General features: G+C 59.2%; 23 protein-coding genes. 4 read left to right on the plus strand and 19 right to left on the minus strand.

Features of this window, described 5'->3' with window-relative positions; genetic code table 11:
- Positions 1–314: 314 nt before the first annotated feature.
- Positions 315–455 (plus strand): hypothetical protein, encoded by a 141-nt coding sequence (locus HGP17_RS06685; protein WP_168807084.1) that lies wholly within the window; start codon positions 315–317, stop codon positions 453–455.
- Between the two features lie 201 nt (positions 456–656).
- Here the strand turns inward: HGP17_RS06685 and HGP17_RS06690 are convergent, their stop codons facing one another.
- From HGP17_RS06690 to HGP17_RS06700, 3 genes are read right to left on the minus strand one after another with little or no spacing between them, the layout of a single operon-like run.
- Positions 657–1,535, minus strand: a complete 879-nt coding sequence (locus tag HGP17_RS06690; RefSeq protein WP_168807086.1) for a 50S ribosomal protein L11 methyltransferase — start codon at positions 1,533–1,535, stop codon at positions 657–659.
- 19 nt (positions 1,536–1,554) lie between these two features.
- On the minus strand, positions 1,555–2,700 hold the full coding sequence (locus HGP17_RS06695; RefSeq protein ID WP_168807088.1) for an NAD(P)/FAD-dependent oxidoreductase: 1,146 nt from the start codon (positions 2,698–2,700) through the stop codon (positions 1,555–1,557).
- Positions 2,701–2,707: 7 nt separating this feature from the next.
- Entirely contained in the window at positions 2,708–3,310 is a 603-nt protein-coding gene (locus HGP17_RS06700; protein ID WP_168807090.1) for an SCO family protein, read from the minus strand.
- A 446-nt stretch (positions 3,311–3,756) separates the two neighbouring features.
- On the opposite strand from HGP17_RS06700, the gene HGP17_RS06705 reads away from it, so the two are divergent.
- Positions 3,757–4,221 (plus strand): chemotaxis protein CheW, encoded by a 465-nt coding sequence (locus tag HGP17_RS06705; protein WP_168807092.1) that lies wholly within the window; start codon positions 3,757–3,759, stop codon positions 4,219–4,221.
- Between the two features lie 266 nt (positions 4,222–4,487).
- Here HGP17_RS06705 and HGP17_RS06710 read toward each other — a convergent pair whose 3' ends face one another.
- The 3 genes from HGP17_RS06710 to HGP17_RS06720 all read right to left on the minus strand — a co-directional run bounded on the left by HGP17_RS06710 (position 4,488) and on the right by HGP17_RS06720 (position 5,973).
- Positions 4,488–4,982 carry a CreA family protein gene (locus HGP17_RS06710; RefSeq protein ID WP_168807095.1) on the minus strand — a complete coding sequence of 165 codons (495 nt, stop codon included), beginning with the start codon at positions 4,980–4,982 and terminating at the stop codon, positions 4,488–4,490.
- A gap of 184 nt (positions 4,983–5,166) precedes the next feature.
- Entirely contained in the window at positions 5,167–5,610 is a 444-nt protein-coding gene (locus HGP17_RS06715) for an SRPBCC family protein (RefSeq protein WP_168807097.1), read from the minus strand.
- Between the two features lie 39 nt (positions 5,611–5,649).
- Positions 5,650–5,973: a helix-turn-helix transcriptional regulator gene (locus HGP17_RS06720; RefSeq protein ID WP_168807099.1), complete on the minus strand. Its 324-nt coding sequence runs from the start codon at positions 5,971–5,973 to the stop codon at positions 5,650–5,652.
- Between the two features lie 280 nt (positions 5,974–6,253).
- Between HGP17_RS06720 and HGP17_RS06725 the strand changes: the two genes are divergently transcribed.
- On the plus strand, positions 6,254–6,790 hold the full coding sequence (locus HGP17_RS06725) for a GNAT family N-acetyltransferase (protein WP_168807101.1): 537 nt from the start codon (positions 6,254–6,256) through the stop codon (positions 6,788–6,790).
- A gap of 36 nt (positions 6,791–6,826) precedes the next feature.
- Here the strand turns inward: HGP17_RS06725 and ligA are convergent, their stop codons facing one another.
- The 9 genes from ligA to HGP17_RS06770 all read right to left on the minus strand — a co-directional run bounded on the left by ligA (position 6,827) and on the right by HGP17_RS06770 (position 19,628).
- Positions 6,827–8,980, minus strand: coding sequence for an NAD-dependent DNA ligase LigA (gene ligA / locus HGP17_RS06730; protein ID WP_168807103.1), 2,154 nt, complete (start codon positions 8,978–8,980; stop codon positions 6,827–6,829).
- 158 nt (positions 8,981–9,138) lie between these two features.
- A complete protein-coding gene (locus HGP17_RS06735; protein WP_348648890.1) occupies positions 9,139–10,407 on the minus strand; it encodes a serine hydrolase in 1,269 nt (422 codons plus the stop codon).
- A gap of 78 nt (positions 10,408–10,485) precedes the next feature.
- Positions 10,486–12,159 carry a DNA repair protein RecN gene (gene recN / locus HGP17_RS06740; protein ID WP_168807106.1) on the minus strand — a complete coding sequence of 558 codons (1,674 nt, stop codon included), beginning with the start codon at positions 12,157–12,159 and terminating at the stop codon, positions 10,486–10,488.
- A 12-nt stretch (positions 12,160–12,171) separates the two neighbouring features.
- A complete protein-coding gene (locus HGP17_RS06745; protein WP_205925796.1) occupies positions 12,172–13,041 on the minus strand; it encodes an outer membrane protein assembly factor BamD in 870 nt (289 codons plus the stop codon).
- Positions 13,042–13,328: 287 nt separating this feature from the next.
- Entirely contained in the window at positions 13,329–14,285 is a 957-nt protein-coding gene (gene lpxC, locus HGP17_RS06750; protein ID WP_168807111.1) for a UDP-3-O-acyl-N-acetylglucosamine deacetylase, read from the minus strand.
- A gap of 333 nt (positions 14,286–14,618) precedes the next feature.
- The gene (gene ftsZ, locus HGP17_RS06755) at positions 14,619–16,352 is read right to left on the minus strand and encodes a cell division protein FtsZ (RefSeq protein ID WP_168807113.1); all 1,734 of its coding nucleotides are present in this window, start codon (positions 16,350–16,352) and stop codon (positions 14,619–14,621) included.
- 101 nt (positions 16,353–16,453) lie between these two features.
- A complete protein-coding gene (gene ftsA / locus HGP17_RS06760) occupies positions 16,454–17,785 on the minus strand; it encodes a cell division protein FtsA (protein ID WP_168807115.1) in 1,332 nt (443 codons plus the stop codon).
- The gene (locus HGP17_RS06765) at positions 17,782–18,690 is read right to left on the minus strand and encodes a cell division protein FtsQ/DivIB (RefSeq protein ID WP_348648905.1); all 909 of its coding nucleotides are present in this window, start codon (positions 18,688–18,690) and stop codon (positions 17,782–17,784) included. Before HGP17_RS06765 ends, ftsA begins: the two co-directional genes overlap by 4 nt.
- Before the next feature lie 11 nt (positions 18,691–18,701).
- Positions 18,702–19,628 carry a D-alanine--D-alanine ligase gene (locus HGP17_RS06770; protein ID WP_168807119.1) on the minus strand — a complete coding sequence of 309 codons (927 nt, stop codon included), beginning with the start codon at positions 19,626–19,628 and terminating at the stop codon, positions 18,702–18,704.
- Positions 19,629–20,245: 617 nt separating this feature from the next.
- Here HGP17_RS06770 and HGP17_RS06775 point away from each other — a divergent pair.
- Complete coding sequence (locus tag HGP17_RS06775; RefSeq protein WP_168807121.1) at positions 20,246–21,577, plus strand: MFS transporter; 1,332 nt, start codon at positions 20,246–20,248, stop codon at positions 21,575–21,577.
- Between the two features lie 89 nt (positions 21,578–21,666).
- On the opposite strand, the gene murB is transcribed toward HGP17_RS06775, so the two are convergent.
- The 4 genes from murB to ftsW form a co-directional block, all read right to left on the minus strand.
- Positions 21,667–22,641 carry a UDP-N-acetylmuramate dehydrogenase gene (gene murB / locus HGP17_RS06780; protein ID WP_168807123.1) on the minus strand — a complete coding sequence of 325 codons (975 nt, stop codon included), beginning with the start codon at positions 22,639–22,641 and terminating at the stop codon, positions 21,667–21,669.
- Positions 22,638–24,053 carry a UDP-N-acetylmuramate--L-alanine ligase gene (gene murC, locus HGP17_RS06785; RefSeq protein ID WP_168807125.1) on the minus strand — a complete coding sequence of 472 codons (1,416 nt, stop codon included), beginning with the start codon at positions 24,051–24,053 and terminating at the stop codon, positions 22,638–22,640. The genes murB and murC overlap by 4 nt, the downstream gene beginning before the upstream one ends.
- The gene (murG, locus tag HGP17_RS06790) at positions 24,050–25,171 is read right to left on the minus strand and encodes an undecaprenyldiphospho-muramoylpentapeptide beta-N-acetylglucosaminyltransferase (RefSeq protein ID WP_168807127.1); all 1,122 of its coding nucleotides are present in this window, start codon (positions 25,169–25,171) and stop codon (positions 24,050–24,052) included. The genes murC and murG overlap by 4 nt, the downstream gene beginning before the upstream one ends.
- 172 nt (positions 25,172–25,343) lie before the next feature.
- The gene (gene ftsW, locus HGP17_RS06795; RefSeq protein WP_168807129.1) at positions 25,344–26,498 is read right to left on the minus strand and encodes a putative lipid II flippase FtsW; all 1,155 of its coding nucleotides are present in this window, start codon (positions 26,496–26,498) and stop codon (positions 25,344–25,346) included.
- Position 26,499: the final 1 nt, after the last annotated feature.

The following is a 26,499-nucleotide window of genomic DNA, read 5'->3' on the forward strand; positions in this document are numbered from 1 at the left end:
CCGTGAAACTGAATGCTGCCAGTATGTTAGAGCATGACGACCGGAAGTGCGACGTGATTTTGGATCATCGCGACGATATGCGCGTTCATGGCGCTACTGGGTCTGCCGCAGGACCATCCCTTGGGCTGGGCTGTTAACGAATCCGCCCATTTCATGAGCATCACCAATCAAATGTGACATCTTCACGGCACGAAACATGCATATCGCGCATAGCTCCCATGAAACCTCCCCCCTGCCACACTGAAGGGCGAATCGCTATATCCGGCGCATCGAACGGGGTTCACGAAGAACCCGACCAAAAAGGACTTAAGACTATGCCTATCTCCCGCTCCGCATATGTTAGCCCGGCGCTGGCTGGCGAGCGTCGCACCGTACGCCACTCTGTCGGTTCGCTTCGTCAGCTCGAAGTTGAAACGTCGAAGGCAATCGGCGCAAGCCGTGGCGATCGCCACTAACAGTTTGCCAAGCTACGCGTTCTACGACGATCGCGATCCGGTTCTCCTCCTCCCTCTCGGATCATGATCAGAACGCTTAGAGCCCGCTCGAGCACTCCTCCTCCACACGCTCGCGGGCAGGATCGGTGAAAACCGATCTGAAGGCGGTGCTTCGGCACCGCCTTTTTTTATGGCCTGATTTCTGAAAGGGAAAAGACCGGCTCAAGGCCGGTCGAGATGGATCGTCACCCAGCCATTACGCCAGATCGTCCGCACGTGGCGCAACTTGGCGCCATTATAAGCGGCAAGAACCTTCCAGCGCTGCTCGGCAAGAATACCGGAAAGAATTACCGAACCGCCTGGCGCCAAGTGAGCAACCAGTTGCGGCGCCATCTTGATCAACGGCCGTGCCAGAATATTGGCAATGATCAGATCGAAAGGACCGTGACGCGAAAAGGCAGTGGAGTGGAAGCCGGGCGCGGTCTCCAGCGCAACGCCGGATGCAATTCCATTGCTGCGGACATTGTCCCGCGCCACGCGCACGGCGATCGGATCGATATCGGTTGCCAGAACCGGAATATTGCGCAGCTTGCGCACGGCAATGGCCAGAACGCCGCTGCCGGTTCCGAGATCGAGCGCGTTGCGCACGCGGCGGCCGGCAAGAACCTTCTCGATCGTCTCCAGGCAACCGGCCGTGGTGCCGTGATGACCGGTGCCGAAGGCCTGTCCGGCTTCGATCTCGATGGCGATATCGCTTGAACCGACCTTGTCTCGATCATGCGAGCCATGAACGAGGAAGCGCCCTGCACGAACGGGCTTCAATCCCTCCAGCGACTTCGCAATCCAGTCGATGTCGGGGATGACCTCCCTCTCGACCGCGAGCTCGGGAAAAGCCGGCTTGAGCAACGCTTCGAAACGGTCGCGAACATCCTCTTCGTCATCGGCATAGAGATAGATGGACGCTTCCCATAGGTCCTTCTTCTCATCGATCTCGGTCGTCGCGATCGGCAGCTCTTCATCTTCGAATACGGGCGTCATCAGATCGAGAATCCGCTCGGCGTTCTTCTCGGTCGTCTTCACATACAGGCGAATTTCACTCAACTCGTCGCTCTTTCTCGTTCTATTCGGCCCAGTCTATCCAAGGCGGCCTTGGAGTATCGTAACCGGCTACACCGCGCAGCAAGCTCTGCCGAACCGGTCCGAACCGCAACAATAGCGGCGCCAGGATATTACGCGCCGCAACCGCCAGCGGATTTTTCATGGTCACCAATCGCGTCAGCCCGTAGGTCTGCTTCAATACCTGCTTTACGGCGGGAATTCTCAAGGCCGAATACTCCTGTTCGCGGCCTTCCGCAATGAGCCAGGCAAGCCAGCAGGCATCCTCGATGCCGAGATTCATCCCACGCGCGCCGGCAGGCGAATGGATATGGGCGGCGTCTCCCGCCAGAAAGACATTTCCCTTTGCCATGGGCTCGACATGCCGAAAATGAATACGGAACTGCGAAGCCCAGGTCTTCTCGACAACCTTTGCGGGATGAGAGATGCGGCTTTCGAAATCCGGCAAAGTCGAGATATAGCGGATCACATCGGCAGCGATCGGCAATCGGCCGAGCATGCCGGGATCGAAAACCGTGATCTCGGCAAAATGCGTATCGAGCGGCCCCTCGTATCGAAAGTCGGCGAGATAGAAATAGGCTTCGAGCGCCTCTCCGGGAAACCCAGCCCCTATGGCTTTCCGCACCACGGAATGCGCGCCATCGGCGCCGATCAGGATATCCGGTCGCACCGTTTGCATGGAGCCGTCCGGACGGCGAAGCGTAACCTGCGGGCTTCTGCAATCGGCGATCTCGCCGGCAGCGATGGCAGTCTGCCATTCAGGTGCAATGCCATAAGCCGCAAGGGCTTCTAGCAACAGCACTTCCGTGCGCCCCTGCGCAAGACCTCGAATGGCGCCGAAGCGGCCTTTCACCTGCCGCGTGTCCAGCTCGATAAGAGGTTTTGAAATTGAGCGCGCGCGGAAATAGTCGATTGATTGCGCAGCTTCCGTGATGCGCTCTGCGACGCCGGCGGGTGATAGAAGCGTCATCGTGCGGGCATTGACCCCGAGCGCCCTGCTCTCCTCAACCGGTGTCGGGCCGGTGCCGTCGTCGACGATGCGCGGGACGAAGCCGCGTCGTGCAAGCTCCAGAGCAGCAGCAAGACCCACAGGCCCTCCTCCCGCAATCAGGATCGATCGAGATTTACCATCCCCGTCCACCGGCGCCATTCGGGCCCTATCCCTTCTTGATCAGATTCTCCAGTTTCTTCACCGCAACATCAGGATCTTCCTGATAGGCAATCGTTCCTGCAAAATCACCGGCGGAGTTGAGCAGGAACACGGATGCGGTGTGATCCATCGTATAGTCGCCATTCTGCTGCTTATCGTCCACCGGCACCTTCTTGGCGTAAACGCGGAAACCCTTGACCATATCCATCACCTTGGTCGGATCGCCCGAAATGCCGGTGATCCGCTTGGAGACATTGCTGACATACTGGTCCATGATCTCGGGCGTGTCACGTTCGGGATCGACGGTAACGAAGTAAGCGTTGAGCTTGGTGCCATCCGGATCCACCTTCTGCAGCCAGCCATTCAGCTCGAACAAGGTGGTCGGACAGACATCGGGGCAATGCGTATAGCCGAAGAACACCGCGGAGGGCTTGCCGCGAAACGCCTGTTCGCTGATCGGCTTTCCCGTCTGCGTGACCAGCGTGAAGGGAACTCCATAGGGGCCGGCAGCAGCGACCTGAGAGGCCTTGTTGCCCCCAAAGCTCAGCCAACCCAATATGCCGGCAACAATTACCACGACCACCCAGACGCCAATTCGCGCACTTCTCATGACTGCCATCCTCATCAAACCCCGGCGACAACGCTCTCAAAATGCGTGATCAGCCTTTCAGCCGGTGTAACGGCTCAAGGTTGAGGACGCAATTCAAGAAGACGTTTGACAATGGCGGAAATCGTCGCAGGAGGCGGCGCGATCCGTGACGGTCCGATGGGGCATCAAGGCCCCATTCCAGGCATAAACAGGCAAATTCTGTTTCAATGTTAAAGCAATCCTAACCAGTCCGCGCGAACATCAACAGCAAATGTCGGACACGATTTCGACCGCCATGGCGACCCGTGGCACACCAATTTATTTCAGAAGGGCATGACGCCCGCCGGAGCAGCCTGGCATTGCCTGCCAAAGCGCCGGACGCTGCCGCTGCCCAAGCCGCTCCAGCCGATCCTTCTTTTCAATCGCAAGCGCCGTATGCGGCGACACCAAACGGGAAGTCCTCAAGCATGACGAACGCCATCAAACAAACCGGCGCTTATCTGGAGATCGTCTCCTTCCACCTCGGCGATCAGGAATTCTGCATCGACATCATGGCCATTCGCGAAATCCGCGGCTGGGCACCGGTGACGCCGATGCCGCATACGCCGCCTTACGTGCTCGGCCTGATCAACCTGCGTGGCGCGGTGATCCCGGTCATCGACATGGCTTGCCGTCTGGGCATGAAGATGACGGAACCTTCCGAGCGCTCGGCCATCATCGTTACGGATATTGCCGGCAAACTGGTCGGCCTGCTGGTCGAGCAGGTTTCCGACATGATGACGATCAAAAGCGAAGATCTGCAACCGGCACCGGAAATCATTCCGGAAGCGCAGCGCGCCTTCTGCCGCGGCATCGTCGCACTGGAAAAGTCGATGGTCTGCTTCCTCAACCTCGACACCATCATCGCCGATCAGCTGGCGCAGGCAGCCTGAGCTAACTGTATAAACACAAAAGAAAATCGCCCTGGAGCCAGGCTTCAGGGCGATCGTTTTTTATGTGACCAGCATTGGCAGGGGTGTAGCCAACGCGCCAGTCATGCAGGCCGTGAACAAGTAGAAGAGTCACTTCACCGTTCAATTGCGAAATTGCATCAAAAAAGTGCAGACCGAAAGCAACCAGAAGGTATTCGACAACCCAAGAGTATGACTTTTTTTGGTACTACCCTTCCGACGGTTGTCATTGAGGTATCACGGTAACGCTATTTCGGCTTGCCGTTCTTCCACGTAACGCTTTGACCAAACAGAGGTATTGTCGAAATTGCCATCTTGGCCGAACCGTTGGTCAGCTCTCGCGAGTGGATGAGATAGACGAGCGTGTCGTTCTTCTTGTCGTAGATGCGGGTCACAACCAGCTTCTTCCAGATCAGCGAGAGACCTGCGCGAAAGACCTCCTCACCGCTCTGCGATAGATTGATATCGCCGATCTCGATCGGCCCCGTCTGACGGCAGGCAATGGAGCTGTTGGACGGATCCTCGAACCAGTTACCCTTGCGCAGCCGATCGATCACGCTGCGGTCGAAATAGGTGACATGGCATGTGACGCCGGAAACGCCCGGATCGGGAACGGCATCGACCAGAATATCATTGCCAGTCCAATCCACTCCGACCTTGCCGACCACCTCGGCGGAGGCGGAAACAGGTGCCAGGCCGAGGAAAACTGCGGCCATGGCGGAATAGAACTTCCGTGAAGTCATCGATCATCCTCCAACATCAGCCGCGGGAGCGAAAGCGGCATCGCTAGAAGTAAGGTTGCCGATGACCGATGCAAGAGACGCTGCCCCAACCCGCAATCGCCGCCAGGCAAAAAGCTGGGCGGCAATCCCGTTCCAGGCTTATGGAGAGACGTCAATCTGCGCCTCTCAAGCCGCCGCCCAAGTCTTATCTGTTTTCGATCGCCACACGTCCGGTCTCGAGCAGCGACTTGAGATTGGACAAGATCTTCGGCCAGCCCGAGGAGACCCCCTCAATGAACTTGGAGTTCTCAAGCTCGATACTATGAGTGACCGTCAGCTTCACAGCGCCGTCGGCTGGCTCCAGTTCCATCACGCAGAGTGACCACCCTTCAGCCTTGATATCCGGCATGAATTCGTTGCGCCAGCGGATGGCGAGACGCTTTTGTGGTTCGAATTCGGTGATCTCGCCCGTATCGGCAACACGCCCATCGGGAAACAGGAGCTTCCAAGAGGAGCCAACCTTCCAATCGGTTTCAGGCACGATGCCGAACCAATATTGCTTGACGAACTCCGGCGTCGTCAGCGCCGACCATAGCTTTTCCGGCGAAGTGCGGATGAATGTGACGTAGACGAATTTGCTGCCTGCCATGTCATTTCTCCTTGTTTCATGAGTCTCCAGCCATTGGCCTTATGCATCGCCCTCATCTTCGAGAGCCTTCTTCAAAGCTGAAAGCATGCCGAGCTGCCGTTGTTCGAACTTGTTGATCCAACGCTCGGCGATGCCGTTGATCGGCACGGGATTGATGAAATGCAGCTTCTCGCGACCCTGTCTTGCCGTGGAAACCAGATTGGCCTCCTCCAGAATGACGAGGTGTTTCGCCACTGCCTGGCGTGTCATGTCCAGATCCGCACAGAGAGCGCCAAGTGTTTGGCCATTGCGCTCGTATAAGCGATCCAGCAACTGCCGTCGGCTCGCATCCGCGAGCGCCTTGAAAACCGCGTCGTCATCCATGAATATACGGAACCATTTGGTTGCCTGTTGAGTTCCATATAGGCAACCAAATGGTTGCGTGTCAAGATATGCGTGAAACAATTGACAATGAGGCGATTGCATCGGATCATTTGTGCATGATCGCAAACCGCACCATCACGATGCACCTCATCACCACCTCACCCGTTGCAGGGCGAGTGGAAGGCGTGTTGCGTTGAGCTGATCGCGATCCATGTCAACCCTGCCGAGGCGAGCAGGGTTGAAAGGGCCTCGCTCTCCTCCTCTACATCAAGGAGAGCCTATGAATCCCCAGCAAGAAGAACCAGACGAGCGACGATACGGCAAGATCGGCGCAATCGAACTTCGCGCAGCCCGACCGTCCGATGCGGAAGCCATCGCATCCATCGCAAACCTCCCCGGCTTTCGTGCCGGGACTTTGCGACTGCCGTTTCAAAGCACCGAAGAGACCCAACGGTGGCTGGACAAGCAGGATCCCAACGCAATCACCCTCGTCGCCGTGCTCGACGGACAGGTCGTCGGCAACGCGGGCCTGCGCCGGCTCGCCGGCCGGAGGATCCACAGCGGCAGTATAGGTATGGGCGTCCATGATGATTTCACCGGCCGCGGCATTGGCTCGGCACTCCTCGGCGCGCTCGTTGACGTCGCCGATAACTGGCTTGCCATCAAACGCCTGGAATTGACCGTCTATGTCGACAATGCGCCCGCGATCCGTCTCTACGAAAGGTTCGGGTTCGAAACCGAAGGATGCCTTCGCGCCTTTGCGTTTCGCAATGGCGATTATGTCGACGCCTTTACGATGGCGCGGCTGAAGATCTGATAAGGTGCGGCGGCGGATAAGATCCCGCCGCCATCATCAGCTACCGATAAGCTCAAGCCATTCGTCCTCGGTCATGACCTGGACGTCGAACTCCTTGGCCTTGTCGAGCTTCGATCCGGCGCCCGGGCCGGCAACGACGATATCCGTCTTCTTCGAAACGGAACCCGAAACCTTGGCCCCCAGGCTCTCGGCCTTGGCTTTGGCTTCATCGCGCGTGAACTTTTCCAGCGAACCGGTAAACACCACCGTCTTGCCGGCAACCGGACTGCCCGAAGTGACCGGTTGTTCGGCCTCCTGCGGCTGAACCTCATCGAGCAATTTGCCGATCACCTCGATGTTGCGAGGCTCCTTGTAGAACTCGACGATCGCGCGTGCGACCACCTCGCCGATACCCTCGATATTGTTCAGGTCGTTCCAGGCATCGCCGGCAAATGTTTCAGCCTCTTTCATCCCCGCTTCGAAGGCGCCGTAGGTGCCATAGGAGCGCGCCAGCAGTTTGGCTGTCGTCTCGCCCACATGACGGATGCCGAGCGCAAAAATGAAGCGATGAAGAGCAATCTGGCGACGCTCATTGATCGCGGCATAAAGCTTGCCGACACTCACCTTGCCGAAGCCGTCGATATTTTCGAGCTTGGCAAGCGATGATTGCTGACGTCTCTCCAGCGTGAAAATATCGGGCGCGATCCTGATCTGCAGCGCCGGATCCTCGCTCTCGAAGAAGAAATCGATCTGCTTTGAACCAAGACCCTCGATGTCATAGGCATTGCGCGAGACGAAATGCTTGAGGTGCTCTGTTGCCTGAGCCCGGCAGATGAAGCCACCGGTGCAGCGCGTCACCGCATCGACCTTGCCTGTCTTTTCGTTGATATCGCGCACGGCATGGCTGCCACAAACGGGGCAGACCTTCGGAAACTCGTAGGGTGTGCTCGAAGGCTCTCGCTTTTCCGTGACGATATCGACGATCTGCGGGATGACATCCCCCGCCCGCTGCACGATCACCATATCCCCGACGCGGATATCGCGGCCATCGCGGATCGGCTCGCCCTTGTTGCCGATCCCCTTGATGTAGTCGGCATTGTGCAACGTCGCATTGGTGACGACGACACCGCCGACCGTGATAGGCTCGAGGCGCGCCACCGGCGTCAGCGCACCGGTGCGGCCGACCTGGATGTCGATGCCGACCAGGCGCGTAAATGCCTGTTCCGCCGGGAATTTATGCGCCGTCGCCCAGCGCGGCGAGCGCGAACGAAAACCAAGGCGAGCCTGCAGCTCGAGGCTGTCGACCTTGTAGACCACGCCGTCGATATCGTAATCGAGATCGGGCCGCTGCAGACCGATTTCCTGATAGTGGCCAAGAATATCGGCCACCGAACTCAACCGCTCCATCAGCGGGTTGACCGGAAAGCCCCAGGATTTAAAGACCTGCACCATGCCATATTGCGTATCGGCCGGCATTTCGGAGATTTCGCCCCAGGCATAGGCGAAGAATTTCAGCTTGCGGCTGGCCGTGACCTTGGCGTCGAGCTGGCGCAACGATCCGGCCGCCGTGTTACGCGGATTGACGTAGGTCTGCTTTCCCTCAGCCTCCATCTGGGCGTTGAGCGCCAGGAAGTCGCTCTTGGCCATATAGACCTCGCCGCGGACCTCGACGACATCGGGCGCATCCGCAGGCAGGGTCTGGGGAATTTCCTTGATGGTCCGGATGTTGGCGGTGACATTTTCGCCCGTGGTGCCGTCGCCGCGCGTGGCGGCACTGACCATCCGCCTGTTTTCATAGCGAATGGACATCGACAAACCGTCGATCTTCGGCTCTGCGGTGAAGGCAATCGAGTTATCGGGCAAGCGGCCAAGGAAGCGATAAACGCCGGCGACGAAATCCTCGACATCCTCCTGCGAGAAGGTGTTGTCGAGCGACAGCATCGGCCTTGCATGAACGACAGGCGCGAAGGTTTCGGACGGTGCAGCCCCAACGCGGCGCGACGGACTATCGGCGCGAACGAGAGCAGGAAACCGCGCCTCAATGCTGTCGTTGCGCCGCTTCAGCGCATCATAATCCGCATCCGAAATCTCCGGCGCATCCTTGCTGTGATAAAGCGCATCGTTGCGCGCAATCTCCGCAGCCAGATAGGCAAGCGCAGCAGCGGCTTCTTCTTCAGTCAAATCCTCGACGGGCTTCTGTTCGGTGCTCATGAATCTACACTCCCCGATTTCGAAGATGTTTTAGAGCACTTCGAGAAAAAGTGCGAAGCGGTTTTCCATCCGCAGCACCTCAATACAGCGAGAAAATTTCATGCCGCTATGGCGAGCGTCGAAGGAGAGAATAACGTCATCCGATCGACGCAAGCACGTCAGTTGCTCGCGAACTGCTTGAGTATGCTGGACCAGAGTTCGACCAACTCGGCATTGCCGATCCCATGCATCTTGGTGCGAACGGCCGTGTGAACGAGAACCAGATGTGTCGTCGGGTCGACGAGGATGCGCTGCCCCTCCAGACCATCCATGAAGAATGTGCGGCGCGGGCCTGGCATCAGCCAGGTCTGATAGCCGTAGCCCCAGGGATGAGGCTCCTGCGTGACGGCAAGAAATGAGCCCTGGGTCGCGGGCTGCGTCGCATCCATCAGCCACTGGCGCGGTATGATCTGCCGGCCGTTCCAGGCCCCGTCATGGGCCAGCAGCAGGCCAAAGCGGGCATAGTCGCGAAGAGTCGCGCTGAAACAGCAGTAGCCCACTTCCTGACCGGTCTTATCGACCTGCCAGTTCGCGCTCGACTCTGCGCCCATCGGCTGCCAGATGCGGGATTGGAGATAGGCGGCCATCGTCATATGGGTGGCGTGAGTCAGGACCAGGCTCAGCCCTTCGGTGTCCAGATTGCTGTAATGCCAAACGGTGTTGGGTGCTGCAACGCGCCTGTTGAATCTCTTGACGGCCGAAAAAGGATCGAGCTGTTCCGCGCCAAGCAGGGAGTCTCGCAGCCGATCCGCATCCTGTGGCGTGCCGAAATTCTCGGTGAACGCAATACCGGAGGCCATGTGCAAAAGCGCGCGGATCGGCGTGACGCCCATCTCGGTGCCCTTCAATTCCGGCACATAGGTCTCGACGGTATCATCTATCGAATGAATGGCGCCCTCGGAAATCGCAATACCGACGAGCATGCCCGTCAGGGTTTTCGCCATGGACTGAGACAGGAAGCGATCATGATCCGTGCGACCATACTGGTAGTGCTCGAAGAGGATCGTATCGTTGTGCGCCACCAGCAATCCGGTGGTGGGGTTCGTATCGAGATATTTCATCAACGACGTGTTTTCGGCGCCGAACTTGAAGTTGGTCGAAAGCTCGGCCGGAGCACGCAGCAGCGTTGACGGTTGCGGGGCGGCGGCCACTATATGGGTTGGCCAGAGCTGATCCGCATGGCTGTAGTTGCCGACCATGTTCGGCTGGTTCTTGAACGGCAGGGCAACAGGATAGCCGAGCGTCTCGCCGTAACTTGCGGCGTCGGGCCCTCCCTGCGAAAAGACGGGAACCGCCTTCGGTGGTTGCTGCTGCTGTACCGGCGCAGCATTCGCCTGAATGGAAAGCGCCAAAAAAATGGCGGCGACAATACTGCCCCAGAAACCCACGCAACAACCCTTCCAAATAGAAACGGGACGTCGTCTAGCAAAGCCTCATAACAGGCGTTTGACGAGTTTACCGTGTAATCAGCCGTTCCCAGCCAGCAAACGCTTGGCGGCAGCCCTCGCCTCTTCGGTCACAGATGCACCTGCGAGCATTCGGGCAATCTCTTCGGTGCGATCTTTCGCAGCCATGGTAGCGACTCGTGTGGAGATCTTCTCCGAGCCGTCGGCAACCGGTCCCTTGGAAATCAGGAGATGGGTCGCCGCACGCGCTGCTACCTGCGGCGCATGCGTCACGGAAAGTACCTGCACGCGATCGGACAAACGCTTCAGCCGCTGGCCGATCGCATCGGCAACGGCGCCACCGACGCCGGTATCGATTTCATCAAACACAAGGGTCGGCGCCGAACCGCGATCGGCAAGCGCCACCTTCAGTGCCAGCAGGAATCGCGAAAGCTCGCCGCCGGACGCAACCTTGGTGATCGGGCCTGGGCGTGTCCCCGGATTGGTCTGAACATGGAATTCGACGACATCAATGCCCTCGGCCATCCCCGCATCCGGGTCGCTGGTAATCTCGACCATAAAGCGAGCCCGCTCGAGCTTCAGCGCCGGCAGTTCCGCCATGACGGCGCCAGCCAACGCTTCACCGGCATGATGACGCTTTTCCGAAAGCGCACGCGCGGCGACATCGAATTCGGCCTTGGCGGCGGCAAGCTCCGCATCAAGGCGAGCCAGCTTTTCCTCACCGGCATCGACATCGGCAAGATCCGCTATCATCCGCACGGCCAGAGCCGGAAGCTCGGTCACCGGCACGGAATATTTGCGCGAGGCAGCTCTTAGAGCAAACAGGCGCTCCTCGACCTTTTCCAATTCGCGCGGATCGTACTCCGTCTTGCGGAGCGCTGCCTCCACCTCCATCTGCGCGTTCGAAAGCTGATCGAGCGCGGCATCGAGCAGCGCCACGGTATCTTCAAGCAATCCCGGCGCTTCATGGCTCTTGCGTTCGAGCCGGCGTACGAGCGATGCGATATGCGGCACCGGAGACGCATTGCCGTTGAGGAATTCCGACGCCTCGGCGATATCGCCGGCAATGCGTTCGGCCTTCATCATCCGCGCGCGCTTATCCGCGAGCTCATCCTCTTCGCCGTCCTGCGGCGACAGCTTCTCCAGCTCCTCGACGGAAGCGCGGAGATAATCCGCCTCACGCGCCGCCTTTTCGACCTGCTCGCGATGCTTCTTCAGCGTGCGCTCGGTATCGCGCCAAATCTTGTGCAGCCTGCCGACGCCCTGCGCCTCATCGCCGAGACCGGCAAAGGCGTCGAGCAACATGCGATGCGCATCCGTATCGACAAGCGCACGATCATCATGCTGACCGTGAATTTCAACGAGAAGCTGTCCGATCTGCCGCATGAGCTGAACGCTCAATGCCTGATCGTTGACGAAAGCCTTGGTGCGGCCGTCCGCCGATTGAACGCGGCGGAAAATCAGATCGCCTTCGTCGTCCAGCCCGTTTTCCCGCAGAAGTTTGCGGGCCGGATGCTGCATGCCCACATCGAAAACCGCGGTGACCTGACCGCGATCCTCTCCATGACGCACGAGACCGCCATCCCCTCGCCCGCCAAGCGCCAGCGACAGACTGTCAAGCAGAATGGATTTTCCCGCACCGGTCTCGCCAGTCAGCACCGAAAGGCCAGACTCGAAGGCAAGATCCAGCCGCTCGATCAAAACGATATCGCGGATCGAAAGCTGGATCAGCATGTGCGCTTAGTCTCACGTCCCAAGAAGAAGTTTCTTGCCCGCTCTGGAAATCCACGAGCCTGAATTTTCGCTCGGCTCTACGCCGCCCTTTTGCAGCAGCTGGTAAGAATCCTTGTACCAGCGGCTATCCGGATAATTGTGGCCGAGTACGGCGGCTGCCGTCTGTGCTTCCGGCACGATACCCATGGCGTAGTAGGCTTCGACGAGTCGCGCCAGTGCTTCTTCGATCTGGTTCGTCGTCGGATACTGTTCGACAACCACGCGGAAGCGCGAAATCGCTGCAAGATAGTTCTTACGCTCGAGGTAATAGCGCCCGACCTGCATTTCCTTACCGGCCAGCTGGTCCTTGGCGAAGCGGATCTTTTCCTGCGCGTCGCTGACATATTGCGACTTCGGATAATTGTTGACGACCTTGGTCATCGCTTCGATCGTCTGGGCCGCGGCACGCTGATCCTGCGTCACGTCGACGATCTGCTTGGCATAGGACGAACCGACGAGATACTGGACGTAATCGGCGTCTTCCGAGCCCGGATACTGCTTCAGATAGCTGTTGCCAGTCTGAACCGCGTCGTCATAGCGGCCAGTGCGGTATTTCACGAAGGTGCTCATCACCATCGCCTTGCGCGCCCATTCCGAGAAGGGCTGCTGCTGGTTGATGGCGTCGAACTTGCGACCGGCTTCGGTCATGTTGCCGGCCTTGATGTTGGCAAGACCCTGATTGTAGAGCAGTTCGGGTGGATCGGACTCGACACCCAGCTTGGTGATGTCGATATCTTTCTTTGTATTGCAACCTGTCACGACAGCGCCGGTACCAGCCAGCAGAAGCGATACGAGCAAAGCCCGTGCTGTAATATTCATGCTTTCAGACCTTGCAAAACCCATCGGATCACTGTCCCACTAGCCGTCGTTGCTTGGACGGCGTTCTCTCGCTGGCGTTTCTAGCCGCAAAAACACCATCAGGGCAACGCATTGATGATGCATTAACGCATTTTTGTGGCAAAGACCGCATATCTGCAGGCTTAATCACTGTTTTGTCAGGGAATTCTTTGCCTTGCTTGCCTGATGGCAACATTGCGCCGGCTGAAAATAAAGCCTGCGGGTCTCCCTCATCCCAAAAAAAAGCCGCTCCTCATGGGAGCGGCCAATTGTCTAAATCTCGAACCCGTAGATCACGCAGACCAGGGTGCGAATTCCGGCGCATTGACCGGAACGAAATCGCGGCTGTGAGCGCGCTGACGCGGTGCGGATGTCTCAACGACATCGTATGCCGACGGGTCACTGAGCAGTGCCTTCAAAGCATTTGCGTTCATGCGATGGCCGCCACGATAGGAGCGGTAATGGCCGATGAACTGGGCGCCTGCAAGCGCCAGATCGCCGACAGCATCCAGCGTCTTGTGACGAACGAATTCGTCCTTGGGATAACGCAGGCCTTCGACATTGATCACGGTGTTGTCGTCGGAGATGACAACAGAATTTTCCAGCGAAGAACCCAGTGCATGGCCCGAAGCCCAGAGCGGCTCGACATCGCGCATGAACCCGAAGGTGCGGGCGCGCGACAGCTCGGTCTTGAAGGTCTCGGCGGTTAGGTCGCCTTCCCACTTCTGCCGGCCGATCAGCGGGCAGGAAAAGTCGATCTCGACTTCGAATCGCGTACCGTCATAAGGACGGAACTCGCACCAGGAACCACCGGCTTCGATGCGCACCGGCTTGGTGACGCGGATGTAACGGCGCTTCACGCCGAGCGAAACAATACCGGCCTGCTCGATGGCTTCGATGAATGGATAGGAGCTGCCGTCCATGATCGGCATCTCGGCGCCGGATACTTCAACGGCGACATTGTCGAGGCCAAGCGCATAGATGGCAGCCATGACGTGCTCAACCGTCGCAACGGAGCGTGCCGGCGAGAAGCCGAGAACCGTGCAGAGATCCGTATTGCCAACCTGCGAGGAAACCGCACGCAGCTCAGTAACATCGCCATTGCCGTGCACGCGCTGGAAAACGACACCCGTACCCGCTTCAGCAGGATAGAAGGTGATCGACACATTGGCGCCCGAATGAACGCCTATGCCCGACAGTGTCACGGGATTTGCAATGGTGGTCTGAAAACCCAGCAATCCGATTGCCATGTAAATTCTGCCTTCGTCTATCTGATCCAGGCGGGGCGGTCATGCTTCGGACGCTTAACCCATAATGCCGGTTCAGTCTGTTAATCATGCTGCAGAGGACACATACGTTCATCGATGAATGTGATTCCGCAGCCTTGCTTGATATCTACATACGCGCCACGGCATCGCATTCCAAATCACTGTTTCTTTCGCTTTGTTACGAAAGCAGACGATTGAATTTGCTGGATAATTTCAAATACGTGAAGACGTCTGAAATAAGGAAATCCGGGGCGTTTCGGCCCCGGATTTCACAAAGATGGTTAGCAGCCTATTAAAAAGCTGTCCAGTATCGGCTCAGTTCGACTGACGGCGCAGGAAGGCCGGGATTTCGAGCTGATCGTCTTCATGGCTTGCCATGCGAGCTGCCGGAACCTGGCGGCCCTGCTCGTCGAGCTGACCACGACGCGGAGCGTAGAGGCTTGCTTCCTGGGAAGGAGCGCGACGCTGCTGCGGAGCCGGAGCTGCCGCCGGAGCCATCATGTCGTCGAAAGCCGGATCTTCTTCGCGGCGGCCGAGCGAATTGGTGATTCGCTTCAGCAGGCCCATGGGGCCACGCTCTTCGGTAGCCTGAACGGCTGCCGGCTGGGCGCGGTGTTCCATTTCGGCCTTAACGACCGGCGGGAAGTCTTCGACCTTCGGCATACGGACCTGTTCCGGAGCCTGACGAATGATCGGCTGCTGCTGCATGACCGGAGCCGGCTGCGGCTGAACCGGGGCCTGACGAACAGGCTGGGCTTCCGGCGCTGCCGCGAAGATGCGGCTCTGCGGGCGGAAGCTTTCTTCCTGGGCTACAGGCTGGTGCATAACCGGCTGCTGTTGGGCAAGCGGCTGGCGAGCCAGCTGGAAGTCCAGTTCGCGTTCCAGGTCGGCTTCCGCTGCGCGAATGGTCTGAGCGACCGGATCGACAGTGCGGGGAGCCGGCGCGGCGGCCTGCGGAATATGGGCCTGCGCGACATGGACAGGCTGAGCTGCGGCCGCTACCGGAGCGGCGGCCGCGGAGGGACGGATAGCCGGCTTTGCCGCCGGGCGGAATTCCATGCCTCTGTCAGCAGCTTCGTTCATCGCACGGTCGATGCCGGTTGCGACGACGGAAACGCGGATGATGCCTTCCAGCGATTCGTCGAAGGTGGCGCCGAGGATGATGTTGGCGTCGGGATCGACTTCTTCGCGGATGCGGGTTGCAGCTTCGTCGACTTCGAACAGGGTCAGGTCACGGCCGCCGGTGATCGAGATCAGCAGGCCCTGCGCGCCCTTCATCGAGGTTTCGTCGAGCAGCGGGTTTGCAATCGCGGCTTCAGCAGCCTGCATTGCACGGCCCTGGCCGGAAGCTTCGCCGGTACCCATCATGGCGCGGCCCATTTCGCGCATGACCGAACGGACGTCGGCAAAGTCGAGGTTGATGAGACCTTCCTTCACCATCAGGTCGGTGATGCAGGCAACGCCCGAGTAGAGAACCTGGTCGGCCATCGAGAACGCGTCGGCGAAAGTCGTCTTGTCGTTTGCGATGCGGAAAAGGTTCTGGTTCGGAATGACGATCAGCGTGTCGACCGACTTCTGCAGTTCCTGAATGCCCTGCTCGGCGAGACGCATGCGGCGGCCGCCTTCGAAGTGGAACGGCTTGGTTACGACGCCAACGGTCAGGATGCCCTTGTTGCGGGCTGCCTGTGCGACAACCGGAGCAGCACCAGTACCCGTGCCGCCGCCCATGCCGGCGGTGACGAAGCACATATGCGTGCCGTTCAGGTGATCGATGATTTCATCGATGCACTCTTCGGCAGCTGCACGGCCGACTTCCGGCTGCGAACCGGCGCCGAGACCTTCCGTGACGTTGACGCCGAGCTGAATGATCCGCTCCGCCTTCGTCATGGTGAGAGCCTGTGCATCGGTGTTGGCGACGACGAAATCGACGCCCTGCAAGCCTGCCGTGATCATGTTGTTGACGGCATTGCCGCCACCGCCACCAACGCCGAACACGGTGATTCGCGGCTTAAGCTCGGTGATATCTGGCTTATGCAGCTTGATAGTCATTGTACCCGTTCCTTCTCTTTATGGCCGCATCGCCACGCCGGCCAATTCACTTGATTTCACTTGCCTGACGCTTACCCCGGAGATTTTCCGGGATCAGGCACTCAAAAACTCTCTTTCAGCCATTGGCCGACACGGCCGATGCGGCTGTTGTTACCCCCAAGCGACGAGAGCAGCCCGCTGCTCGGCGCATGTGTCTCCATGTCTGCAACCTGAGGATAGATCATCAGGCCAACTGCCGTTGAAAATGCCGGCCCTTTGGCTGCCGTCGGCAGGCCGGATACGCCCATCGGCCGACCGATGCGCACATTGCGGGCAAGAACGCGGCGCGCCACATCCGGCAGGCCGGTCAGCTGGCTCGCGCCGCCTGTCAGAACGACGCGCTTGCCGACGATCGGGCTGAAGCCCGAACGTTGGATACGGTCGCGGATCAGCTCCAGGGTTTCTTCGATACGAGCTTTCACGATGCGCGACACCAGAGCCTTCGGCACCTGCGTCGGCTGATCGCGCTCATCCTCGCCGATCGGCGGGATGGAAATCAGTTCACGCTCGTCCGAGGAATTCGCCAATGCAGAAGCATGTACGACCTTCAGCCGCTCGGCATCTTCGATACGGGTCGAAAGACCACGAGCAAGGTCGGTCGTGACGTGATGGCCGCCAAGGCTGACGGCATCCGTGTGCACAAGCTTGCCTTCGGCAAAGACCGAAATCGTCGTCGTGCCGCCGCCCATGTCGATCGCGGCACAGCCGAGTTCGACTTCATCGTCGACGAGAGCGGCAAGGCCGCTGGCATAAGGCGTCGCCACCATGCCTTCGACGGACAGATGCGCGCGGTTGATGCAAAGCTCGAGATTGCGCAACGCAGCGCGCTCGGCCGTCACGACATGCATGTCGACACCGAGCGCATCGCCGAACATCGCGAGCGGATCGCGAATGCCGCGCTCGCCATCCAGCGAGTAACCGGTTGCCAGGGAATGCAGCACGGCGCGCTCCTGACGGATCGACTGCTGGCACGCTGCGGCCAGCACCTTCCTCAGATCGTTGGCCTCGACTTCCTGGCCACCCAGATCGATGGTCGCGGTGTAGATATCGCTGCCCAGCCGTCCGGCGGAAACGTTGACGATCAGGCTGTCGACCGTGAGGCCCGCCATGCGCTCGGCCGCATCGACCGCAAGCCGAACGACGCTCTCCAACGCGTCGAGATCGGCAATCACGCCGGTCTTGATGCCGCGGGAACGCTGATGCCCGATACCGATGATCTCGATATTGTGCGTGCGGTTCGGGAGAACCTGGCTCTCTTCGCGCGGCGTCAACCGGCCGATCATGCAGACGACCTTTGTCGAGCCGATATCGAGGACGGACACGATATGTGACCGCTTCGAGGAGAGCGGCTTCAACCGCGGCAGGCCGAAATGGGACGAACCGAATAAGCTCATGTATCCTGCCCTGCTTTCTTCAAAGCCTTGTTTCTTGCATCGACGGCGGCCTGACGACGAAGCGCTGCATCGGGGGTCAATTCGATTGCGGTCCGATCCTCGATACGAAGATCGACGGCAGCGATGTCGCGCTGCAGAAGATTCTGGTCCTTGTCGAGGCTTGTGAGCCGCGCAAGCGCGTCATCGATGTTGTCTTCCGGCAATTTGATGATCACGCCATTGTCGAGATAAAGATCCCAGCGGCGGCCGGCGACGCGCACGAATGCCTTCACATGACTGCGGATATCGGGCCACTTGCCAAATTCGTCGTCGATCGAAGCCGCTGCCGTTTCGGCATCGCGACCAACGAAGAGCGGCAGCTTCGCGAACTTGTTGTCCCGCAGCGGCGCAATCACGCTGCCGTCCTTCTGGATGAGCGAAAGCTCGGAGCCATGTTGCCAGATGGCATAGGCCTTGCGCTCGGTCAGCTTAACCTCGACGGTCCGCGGATAAATCTTGCGAACCTGGACGTTTTGCACCCAGGGGAGATTTGAAATCTTCTGACGCGCCGCATCCGCATCGAGCGCGACGAGCGATGTCGTGCCGTCTAGACCGAGCAGCTGCAGGATTTCGATTTCGGACGTCTCGTCGTTTCCGGAGACCTTCACATCTTCGATCGCAAAACCGGCAGCCGACGTGGTCGCTTCGGCAACCGCCTGGCTGTGACCACCAACGGACATGCCGTAGAGGCCGGTCGCAGCAAAGAGAGCGAGCGCAGACACCGTTCCCGTATGAGCCGGGATATGAACGCGACCCGAGCCGAGACTCACCAGGAAGCGTACGACACGGCGAAGCGGGCGCGGCAGCACGAATGCATCCTCGACCTCATCGATAGCGAGAGGTACGCGATGACGGGACCGCCTGATATTTTTGACCGTCAGCGCAAACAAGACGCGTCCTCCACCATCCACCGGAGAAATTCACCAAACGAGTAGCCGGCATGAGCGGCCATTTCGGGCACCAGCGAGGTAGGGGTCATGCCCGGCTGAGTGTTGATCTCAAGCCAAACAAGTTCACCTTCTTCGGAAAAGCGATCGTCAAAACGGAAGTCAGACCGGCTGACGCCGCGGCAGCCGATAGCTTCATGCGCCCTTAACGATAATGTTTGTATCTTTTGGTAAAGATTCGGTGAAATTTCCGCCGGCAAGACATGTTTTGATCCACCTTTGGCGTACTTGGCATCATAGTCATAGAAGCTGTGGCCCAGCGGCACGATCTCCGTAACCCCCAAAACCTTGCCATCCATGACACCACAGGTCAGCTCCCGACCGTAGATATAACGTTCGACGAGAACCTCGTCGCCATAACGCCATTCCGAAGACGTGACGATTTGCGGCGGATGCGTTTGATCTTCCTTGACGATAACGACCCCGAAGCTCGACCCTTCCCGCACCGGCTTCACGACATAAGGCGGCTGCATCGGATGCTCGCCAGTAATGGCAAAGCGATCCATGACCAGGGATGCGGCAACCGGAATGCCGGCAGCAGCTGCAACAGTCTTGGCCCGAGACTTGTCCATGGCGAGAGCCGAGGCAAGAACACCGGAATGCGTGTACGGAATCTGCAGATACTCAAGGATGCCCTGAATGGTGCCATCTTCGCCGAACGGGCCATGGAGCGCGTTGAAGACGGCGTCCGGCTTCAATTCAGCCAGGCGACTGGCAACATCATGATCGACATCAACACGGGTAATCTTGAAGCCTTCCGCCTCCAGAGCATCAGCACAGGCCTTTCCCGAAGAAAGGCTAACGGGCCTTTCCGAGGAAAATCCGCCCAAAAGGACAGCCACATGCTTGCCGCTCATTAATTACCCCCGACCTCTCGGTCTTTGATCTGCACTTGCTCGACCTCGCCTAACAGCGATTCTCGCCCCGTTTTCAATAGGTCGATTAGAACGACATTAAGGTTAATGAAGCGTTTACTTTCGTTAACTTTCGGCCGCTCCGCTGGCGCTCGAATGGCTCGAATCAAACCAACTTAAAGAATTCTGCCATTGGAATCAGAGAGTTGCTACTTTTGAAAGTGCTACATTTAGATTTTTTTAAACAAACCGGTTCGCAGCGACGCGTTAATGCGCCTCCAGGAACACCGAAAAGGGCGAGTTTTCCGCAAGGGGCAACCATCCTCGCAGTCGCCTCAGAGCACCGCAAACACACCCTGCCCTCATCCGAAAAATGATTCGTCAGCCACCGCCAAGCGGAATCAAAACTTGAGAGACCGCCGACAGCCCATTGGTTTCAAAGGAGGTGCCGGGCAATGTGGCAAACAGATCAATTTGCCTACGATTCGACAATTACGGCAAAATAACAGCGGGCAACTGTCGATTTCTTGCGCAGGCGACGTTTGCGCTGAACAAAAATTACGCTAATGACAATTTTTGCCCGCTAAGCACGCCTTAGCATCACATGAATTGGTGGGATCATGACTGACGCGGTATCTCCTTTATCGCCGACCCCCTCGTCATCGAACAACGCTGTTGCGAATTCCCCGGCACGTGTTCTGATCGCGAGCCTTATCGGCACAACGATCGAGTTCTTCGATTTCTATGTTTATGCGACGGCGGCGGTTATCGTCTTCCCGAAGCTGTTCTTCCCGGCGAGCGACCCGACGTCGGCAACGCTGCAGTCCTTCGCGACCTTCTCTATTGCCTTCTTCGCCCGTCCGATCGGCGCGATGATCTTTGGCCACTTCGGTGACCGGATCGGTCGAAAGGCGACGCTCGTTGCGGCGTTGATGACCATGGGTCTGTCGACCGTCGTCATCGGCCTGTTGCCGACCTATGAGTCGATCGGCGTTCTCGCACCGATCCTGCTGGCGCTTTGCCGCCTCGGCCAGGGTCTCGGCCTCGGCGGCGAATGGGGCGGCGCCGTGCTGCTCGCCACCGAAAACGCTCCGGAAGGCAAGCGCAGCTGGTACGCAATGTTCCCGCAGCTCGGCGCACCGATCGGCTTCATCCTTTCGGCGGGCCTGTTCCTGATTCTGCGCGAAAGCATGTCGGACGAGATGTTCCTCAATCTCGGCTGGCGCGCGCCCTTCGTCATCAGCCTCGCGCTCGTTGTCGTCGGGCTGTATGTTCGCCTGAAAATCACGGAAACTCCGGAGTTCCAGCGCGCTGTCGAGAAAGAAGAACGTGTGTCCGTTCCGATCGCCGTGATCTTCAGCTCGCACCTGCGCAGCCTCATTCTCGGCACCATCATTGCTGTCGCGACCTTCGTGCTGTTCTACCTGATGACCGCCTTCACGTTGAGCTGGGGCACCCGGCCTCCGGGCACCGGCGCACTGCCGGCCGGCCTCGGCTACTCGCAGGCTCAGTTCCTCGTCGTCCAGCTCGTCGGCGTCGTCTTCTTCGGCCTGATGATCCCGGTATCGGGGCTGCTGTCGGATCGCTATTCGCGCCGACTGGTCCTGATCCTGACGACGATCGGCATCCTCATCTTCGGCCTGTTCTACTCGTCGCTGCTGACCGCCGGCCTTGCCGGTGCCTTCGCCTGCTCGATCATCGGTCTTGCACTGATGGGCTTTACCTATGGCCCGATCGGCGCCGCCTTGGCTGCGCCGTTCCCGACCACCGTGCGTTACACCGGCGCGTCGATGACCTTCAATCTCGGCGGCATCGTCGGCGCCTCCTTGGCCCCTTATATCGCCACATGGCTCGCGACGAACTACGGGCTCGTTTACGTCGGCTACTATCTGGCGGCCGCAGCCGTACTCTCGCTCATCGGCATCCTGCTCTCGGGCAATGACGAGATCTGAGAGAAGCCTCATAACCAATTGAAAAGGCCGGGTTTTCACCCGGCCTTTTTTTTGAATCAATCTATGAGCTTGGCACAGAAAAGAAGGCGTTACTCCGTCGTAACGCCTTGGAACGGGCGAACCTCGCGGCCGGACATGAAATGGCCGAGGCGCTTGATTTCCCAATCCAGCTTGATGCCGGACTTCTCGAAAACCTCGCGACGCACCTGCTCGCCGAGATATTCCAGATCGTAACCCGTCGCCTGCTCCATGTTGATCATGAAGTTGCAATGGAGCGAAGACATCTGCGCACCGCCGATCACCAGACCGCGGCAGCCTGCCTCGTCGATCAACTTCCAGGCCGAAAGCCCCTCGGGGTTCTTGAAGGTCGAACCGCCGGTCTTCTCGCGAATGGGCTGAACCGTCTCGCGATGCGCGCGCACGGCATCCATCTCGGCACGAATCTTGGCACGATCCTCGGGGTATCCCTCGAAAAGGACATGTGTGAAGATCAGATCGTTCGAGGCGCCCGAATGGCGATAGCTGTAGCCCATCTGCTCATTCGTCAGGACATGCTTCTCGCCCTTGCGGTCGACGGCATGCACCTCGATGACACGCTCGCGTGTTTCCGCACCGTTGGCGCCGGCATTCATGCGGGCCGCGCCGCCGATACTACCTGGAATGCCGTAATAGAAATGGAAACCGCCAATGCTGTTATCCATCGCCATGGCCGAGACGTGCTTGTCCGGGCAAATCGCACCCGCCAGGATGCGGTTTTCGCCGGCAAGCTCGACGGAGCCGAAGCCCTTGGCCGAAAGCCTGAGCACGACGCCCGGGATGCCACCGTCACGCACCAATATGTTGGAGCCGACGCCGACAACCGTCAGCGGGACGTCTTGCGGCAGAATTTTCAGGAACGCGATCAGATCGTCCGTATCGTGCGGCTGGAACATCAGTTCCGCCAGTCCGCCAGCGCGGAACCACGTGACACGATCCATCGGCGCGTCCGGCGTCAACCGGCCCCTGATGTCTTTTACGCCGTCGCCGAGCGACGCCAGAAGCTTTTCCCCATTTACCTGTTTCATGCGGACTTACCCGAGAGGCCTTCCAATTCCTTTGGCAATGATGCTGCCCAATACGTGATGCTGCCAGCCCCCAACAAAACCACAAAATCACCCGGTCGCGCAATCTCTGCAACCATTGCGGCTAGATCTTCCTGCGACGGCAGGTAGCGCGCATCGCGGTGGCCGCCGGCCTTGATGCGAGACACCAGTGTCTGCGAATCGATGCCTTCGATCGGATCCTCGCCCGCGGCATAGACCGGCGCCAGGAAGATGCTGTCGGCATCGTTGAAGCAGGCGGCGAACTCTTCGAACAGGCTCGACAGGCGGCTGTAGCGATGCGGCTGGTGAACGGCGATGATGCGGCCCTTGCACGCTTCGCGCGCAGCACGCAGCACGGCCTTGATCTCAACGGGATGATGACCGTAATCGTCGAAAACCTTGACCTCGTTCCATTCGCCCGTCAGCGTGAAACGACGCTTGACCCCACCAAACGACGCCAGTCCCTTGGCGATTGCCTCATTGGAAATGCCAAGTCGATTGGCGACAGCAACCGCTGCCGTCGCATTGGAAATATTGTGCCGACCCGGCATCGGCATCACCAGATCCTTGATCTGAATCACCTTGCCCGTGCGGCGCCTGCGGATTTCGATATCGAACAACGAACGCGTGCCATCGATGCGCACATTCGAGAACCGCACATCCGCCTGCGGGTTTTCACCATAGGTGATGACCTTGCGATCCTCGATACGGCCGACCAGCGATTGCACTTCGGGATGATCGATGCACATGACGCCGAAGCCATAGAACGGCACGTTCTCGACGAACTGCCGAAAGGCCGCACGAACGGCATCGAAATTACCGTAATGGTCCAGATGCTCGGGATCGATATTGGTAACGACAGCGACGTCGGCAGGCAGCTTAAGGAAGGTGCCGTCGGATTCGTCGGCCTCGACCACCATCCATTCGCCCTCGCCCATGCGCGCATTTGTGCCATAGGCGTTGATGATGCCGCCGTTGATGACGGTGGGATCAAGACCGCCGGCCTCGAGCAACGTCGCGACGAGCGAGGTCGTGGTGGTCTTGCCATGCGTACCGCCAATGGCGATGGCGCTGCGGAAGCGCATCAGCTCGGCGAGCATTTCCGCACGGCGAACGACGGGCAGAAGCTTTTCGCGCGCAGCGCCGAGCTCGGGATTGCTCTTCTTGATGGCGGTGGAAACGACGACGACTTCGGCATCGCCGAGGTTCTCAGCCTTATGACCGATATGGACTGGAATGCCCTTGTCGCGCAGCCGCTGCACATTGGCGCTTTCCGATTGGTCGGAACCCTGCACGCGATAGCCGAGGTTATGCAACACCTCGGCAATGCCGCTCATTCCGATACCGCCGATACCGATAAAATGCACAAGGCCGATTGCCTTCGGCAGCTTCATACGCCTGCCCCCTTGAATTGCTGAATTGAACGTCCCGCGGCAATAGCCTCAACCATGTCGGCAAGCAAGTTTGCCGCATCCGGCTTGCCCGCCTGCTTGGCCGATGCCGCCATCTTCGCGAGCTTTTCCGGCATGGTCATAGCGCCGCGCAGGATGGTGGAAAGCTTCTCCGGCGTGAGTTCCGATTGAACGATTACCTTGACGCCGCCCGTGGCCGCCAAGGCCGCGGCATTGGCGGCCTGATCGTGATCGAGCGCATGCGGATACGGAACGAGGATCGCCGGTCTGCCGATCACGGCGAGCTCTGATACCGTCGATGCGCCGGAGCGGCAAAGGACCAGGTGCGCAGCGCCGATACGCTCTGCCATGTCGTTGAAGAACGGCGCGACATCCGCGCCCATCTCCAGGCGCCTGGTGCAGCTGTTGACCGTTTCCATATCCTCGGGACGGACCTGCTGCGTGATCCGCAGGCGTTTGCGCAGCGGCTCTTCCAACAGGCTGATCGCCGTCGGCACCGCCTTCGAGAAATACTGAGCCCCCTGGCTGCCACCGAAGACGACCAGATTGAACGGATCATCCGCCCCAGAGGGTACGTAGTCCCGCTTGGCAGCCTCGATAACGGCCGGGCGAACGGGATTGCCGGTCGTTACCGTCTTTTCGGCAAATGCGCCGTCATCCGAGAGAAAGCCGCCCGCAATTGCTCGCACGCGCGGTGCCAGCATCTTGTTGGCGCGGCCCATAACGGCGTTCTGCTCGTGCAGCATCGACGGCACACCGAGGCGCGTCGCGGCAAGCAACGGCGGCACTGTGGGATAACCGCCGAACCCGACGACGCAAACGGGCTTGATGCGCCGGATCAGCTTGCGCGCGGCGCGCATCCCGGACCAAAGCGTCCAGAGAGCGCCGGCCACCTTCAAGGGATTCTTGGAACCGATCGTTGCCGACGGCACGACATGGATTTCGTCTGCCGGAAACTTGCCGGCGTAGCGTTCGGCGCGGCTGTCGGTGACGAGGTGCACGGAATAACCGCGCTCCTTCAGCTTGTAGGCCAGCGCTTCGGCCGGAAATACGTGACCGCCGGTTCCGCCGGCGGCAAGAAGGACAATGCCTTTACTCATAATGTTCGCTCCCGCGAATACCCCACTACCCGGGGCATCTTCCTAATATAGGAAGTCGCCCCGACCGCGTCATCGGCGCGGACCAAGCACCCCTCATAGACCGACGCTTCTGGAAAAGCGACCGTAGAATATGCGGGAGACGGGGGATGGAATAGCGGCAGGTCCAAGGACATCACTCCGCCGGCAAACCGTGCGTCACGCGGAACTGGCTGCGATCCTGTGCACGCTTTTCTGGACGATGGCGGGTCAGCGCCAGGATGAAGCCTGCGGTCACGCAGATGGCCGTCATCGACGAACCACCATAGGAGATCAGCGGCAGCGTCATGCCCTTGGCCGGAAGCAGCTGCAGGTTCACGCCGATGTTGATGATTGACTGGATACCGATCTGCAGAACCAGACCGGCTACGGCAAAGCGATTGAAGTCGTTCTTTTCCTTATAGGCATGCGACAAGCCGCGCAGCACGAGGAAGCCGAAGATCGAGACCAGCACCATGCAGAAGATGACGCCGAACTCTTCGGCGGCCACCGAAAAAATGAAGTCGGTATGGGCGTCTGGAATGATACGCTTCACGATACCTTCGCCCGGACCGACGCCGAACCAGTTGCCGTGAACGATCGCTTCCTTGGCGGTGTCGACCTGGAAGGTGTCGCCTTCGCCGGTCATGAACTTGTTGACGCGTTGCGCGACGTGATCGAAGGCGTAATAGGCCGCCACGAAGCCGCCGGCGCCGAGCCCTCCTAGGACGATGATCCAAAGCCAGGGCATGCCGGCCATGAAGAACATGCCGCCCCATACGGCCGTTGTCAGGATCGTCTGGCCAAGGTCCGGCTGCGCCACGAGCAGCGCGACGACGATACCGAAGAGAATGATCGCGAAAAGATTGCCGGGGATTTCCGGCTGACGCGCATGCTCGGCAAACAGCCAGGCGCAGACGACGACGAAGGCGGGCTTCATGAATTCCGACGGCTGGATAGACAGTGCCGCAATGTTGACCCAGCGGCGAGAGCCCTTGACTTCGATGCCGAAGAACAGAGCAAAAAGCATCATCGCCAGCGAAACGATCAACAGGATGACTGCGGTGCGTCGCACCTGCCTCGGCGTCATGAAAGAGATGCCGATCATTGCCGCGATCGCCGGAACGAGAAACAGCGCGTGACGCTTGACGAAGTGGAAAGGCTCCAGTCCGATGCGCTCGGCAACCGCGGGCGAAGCCGCGAAGGACAGCATGAAGCCGATGCCGATCAACAGGATGAAAAGGGACAGGAATACACGGTCGATGGTCCAGAACCATTCGGCCAAGGCCCCACGTTCAACGCGGCTTACCATA

It is taken from the genome of Rhizobium sp. P38BS-XIX (genome assembly GCF_012641435.1).
Lineage (GTDB): Bacteria > Pseudomonadota > Alphaproteobacteria > Rhizobiales > Rhizobiaceae > Rhizobium.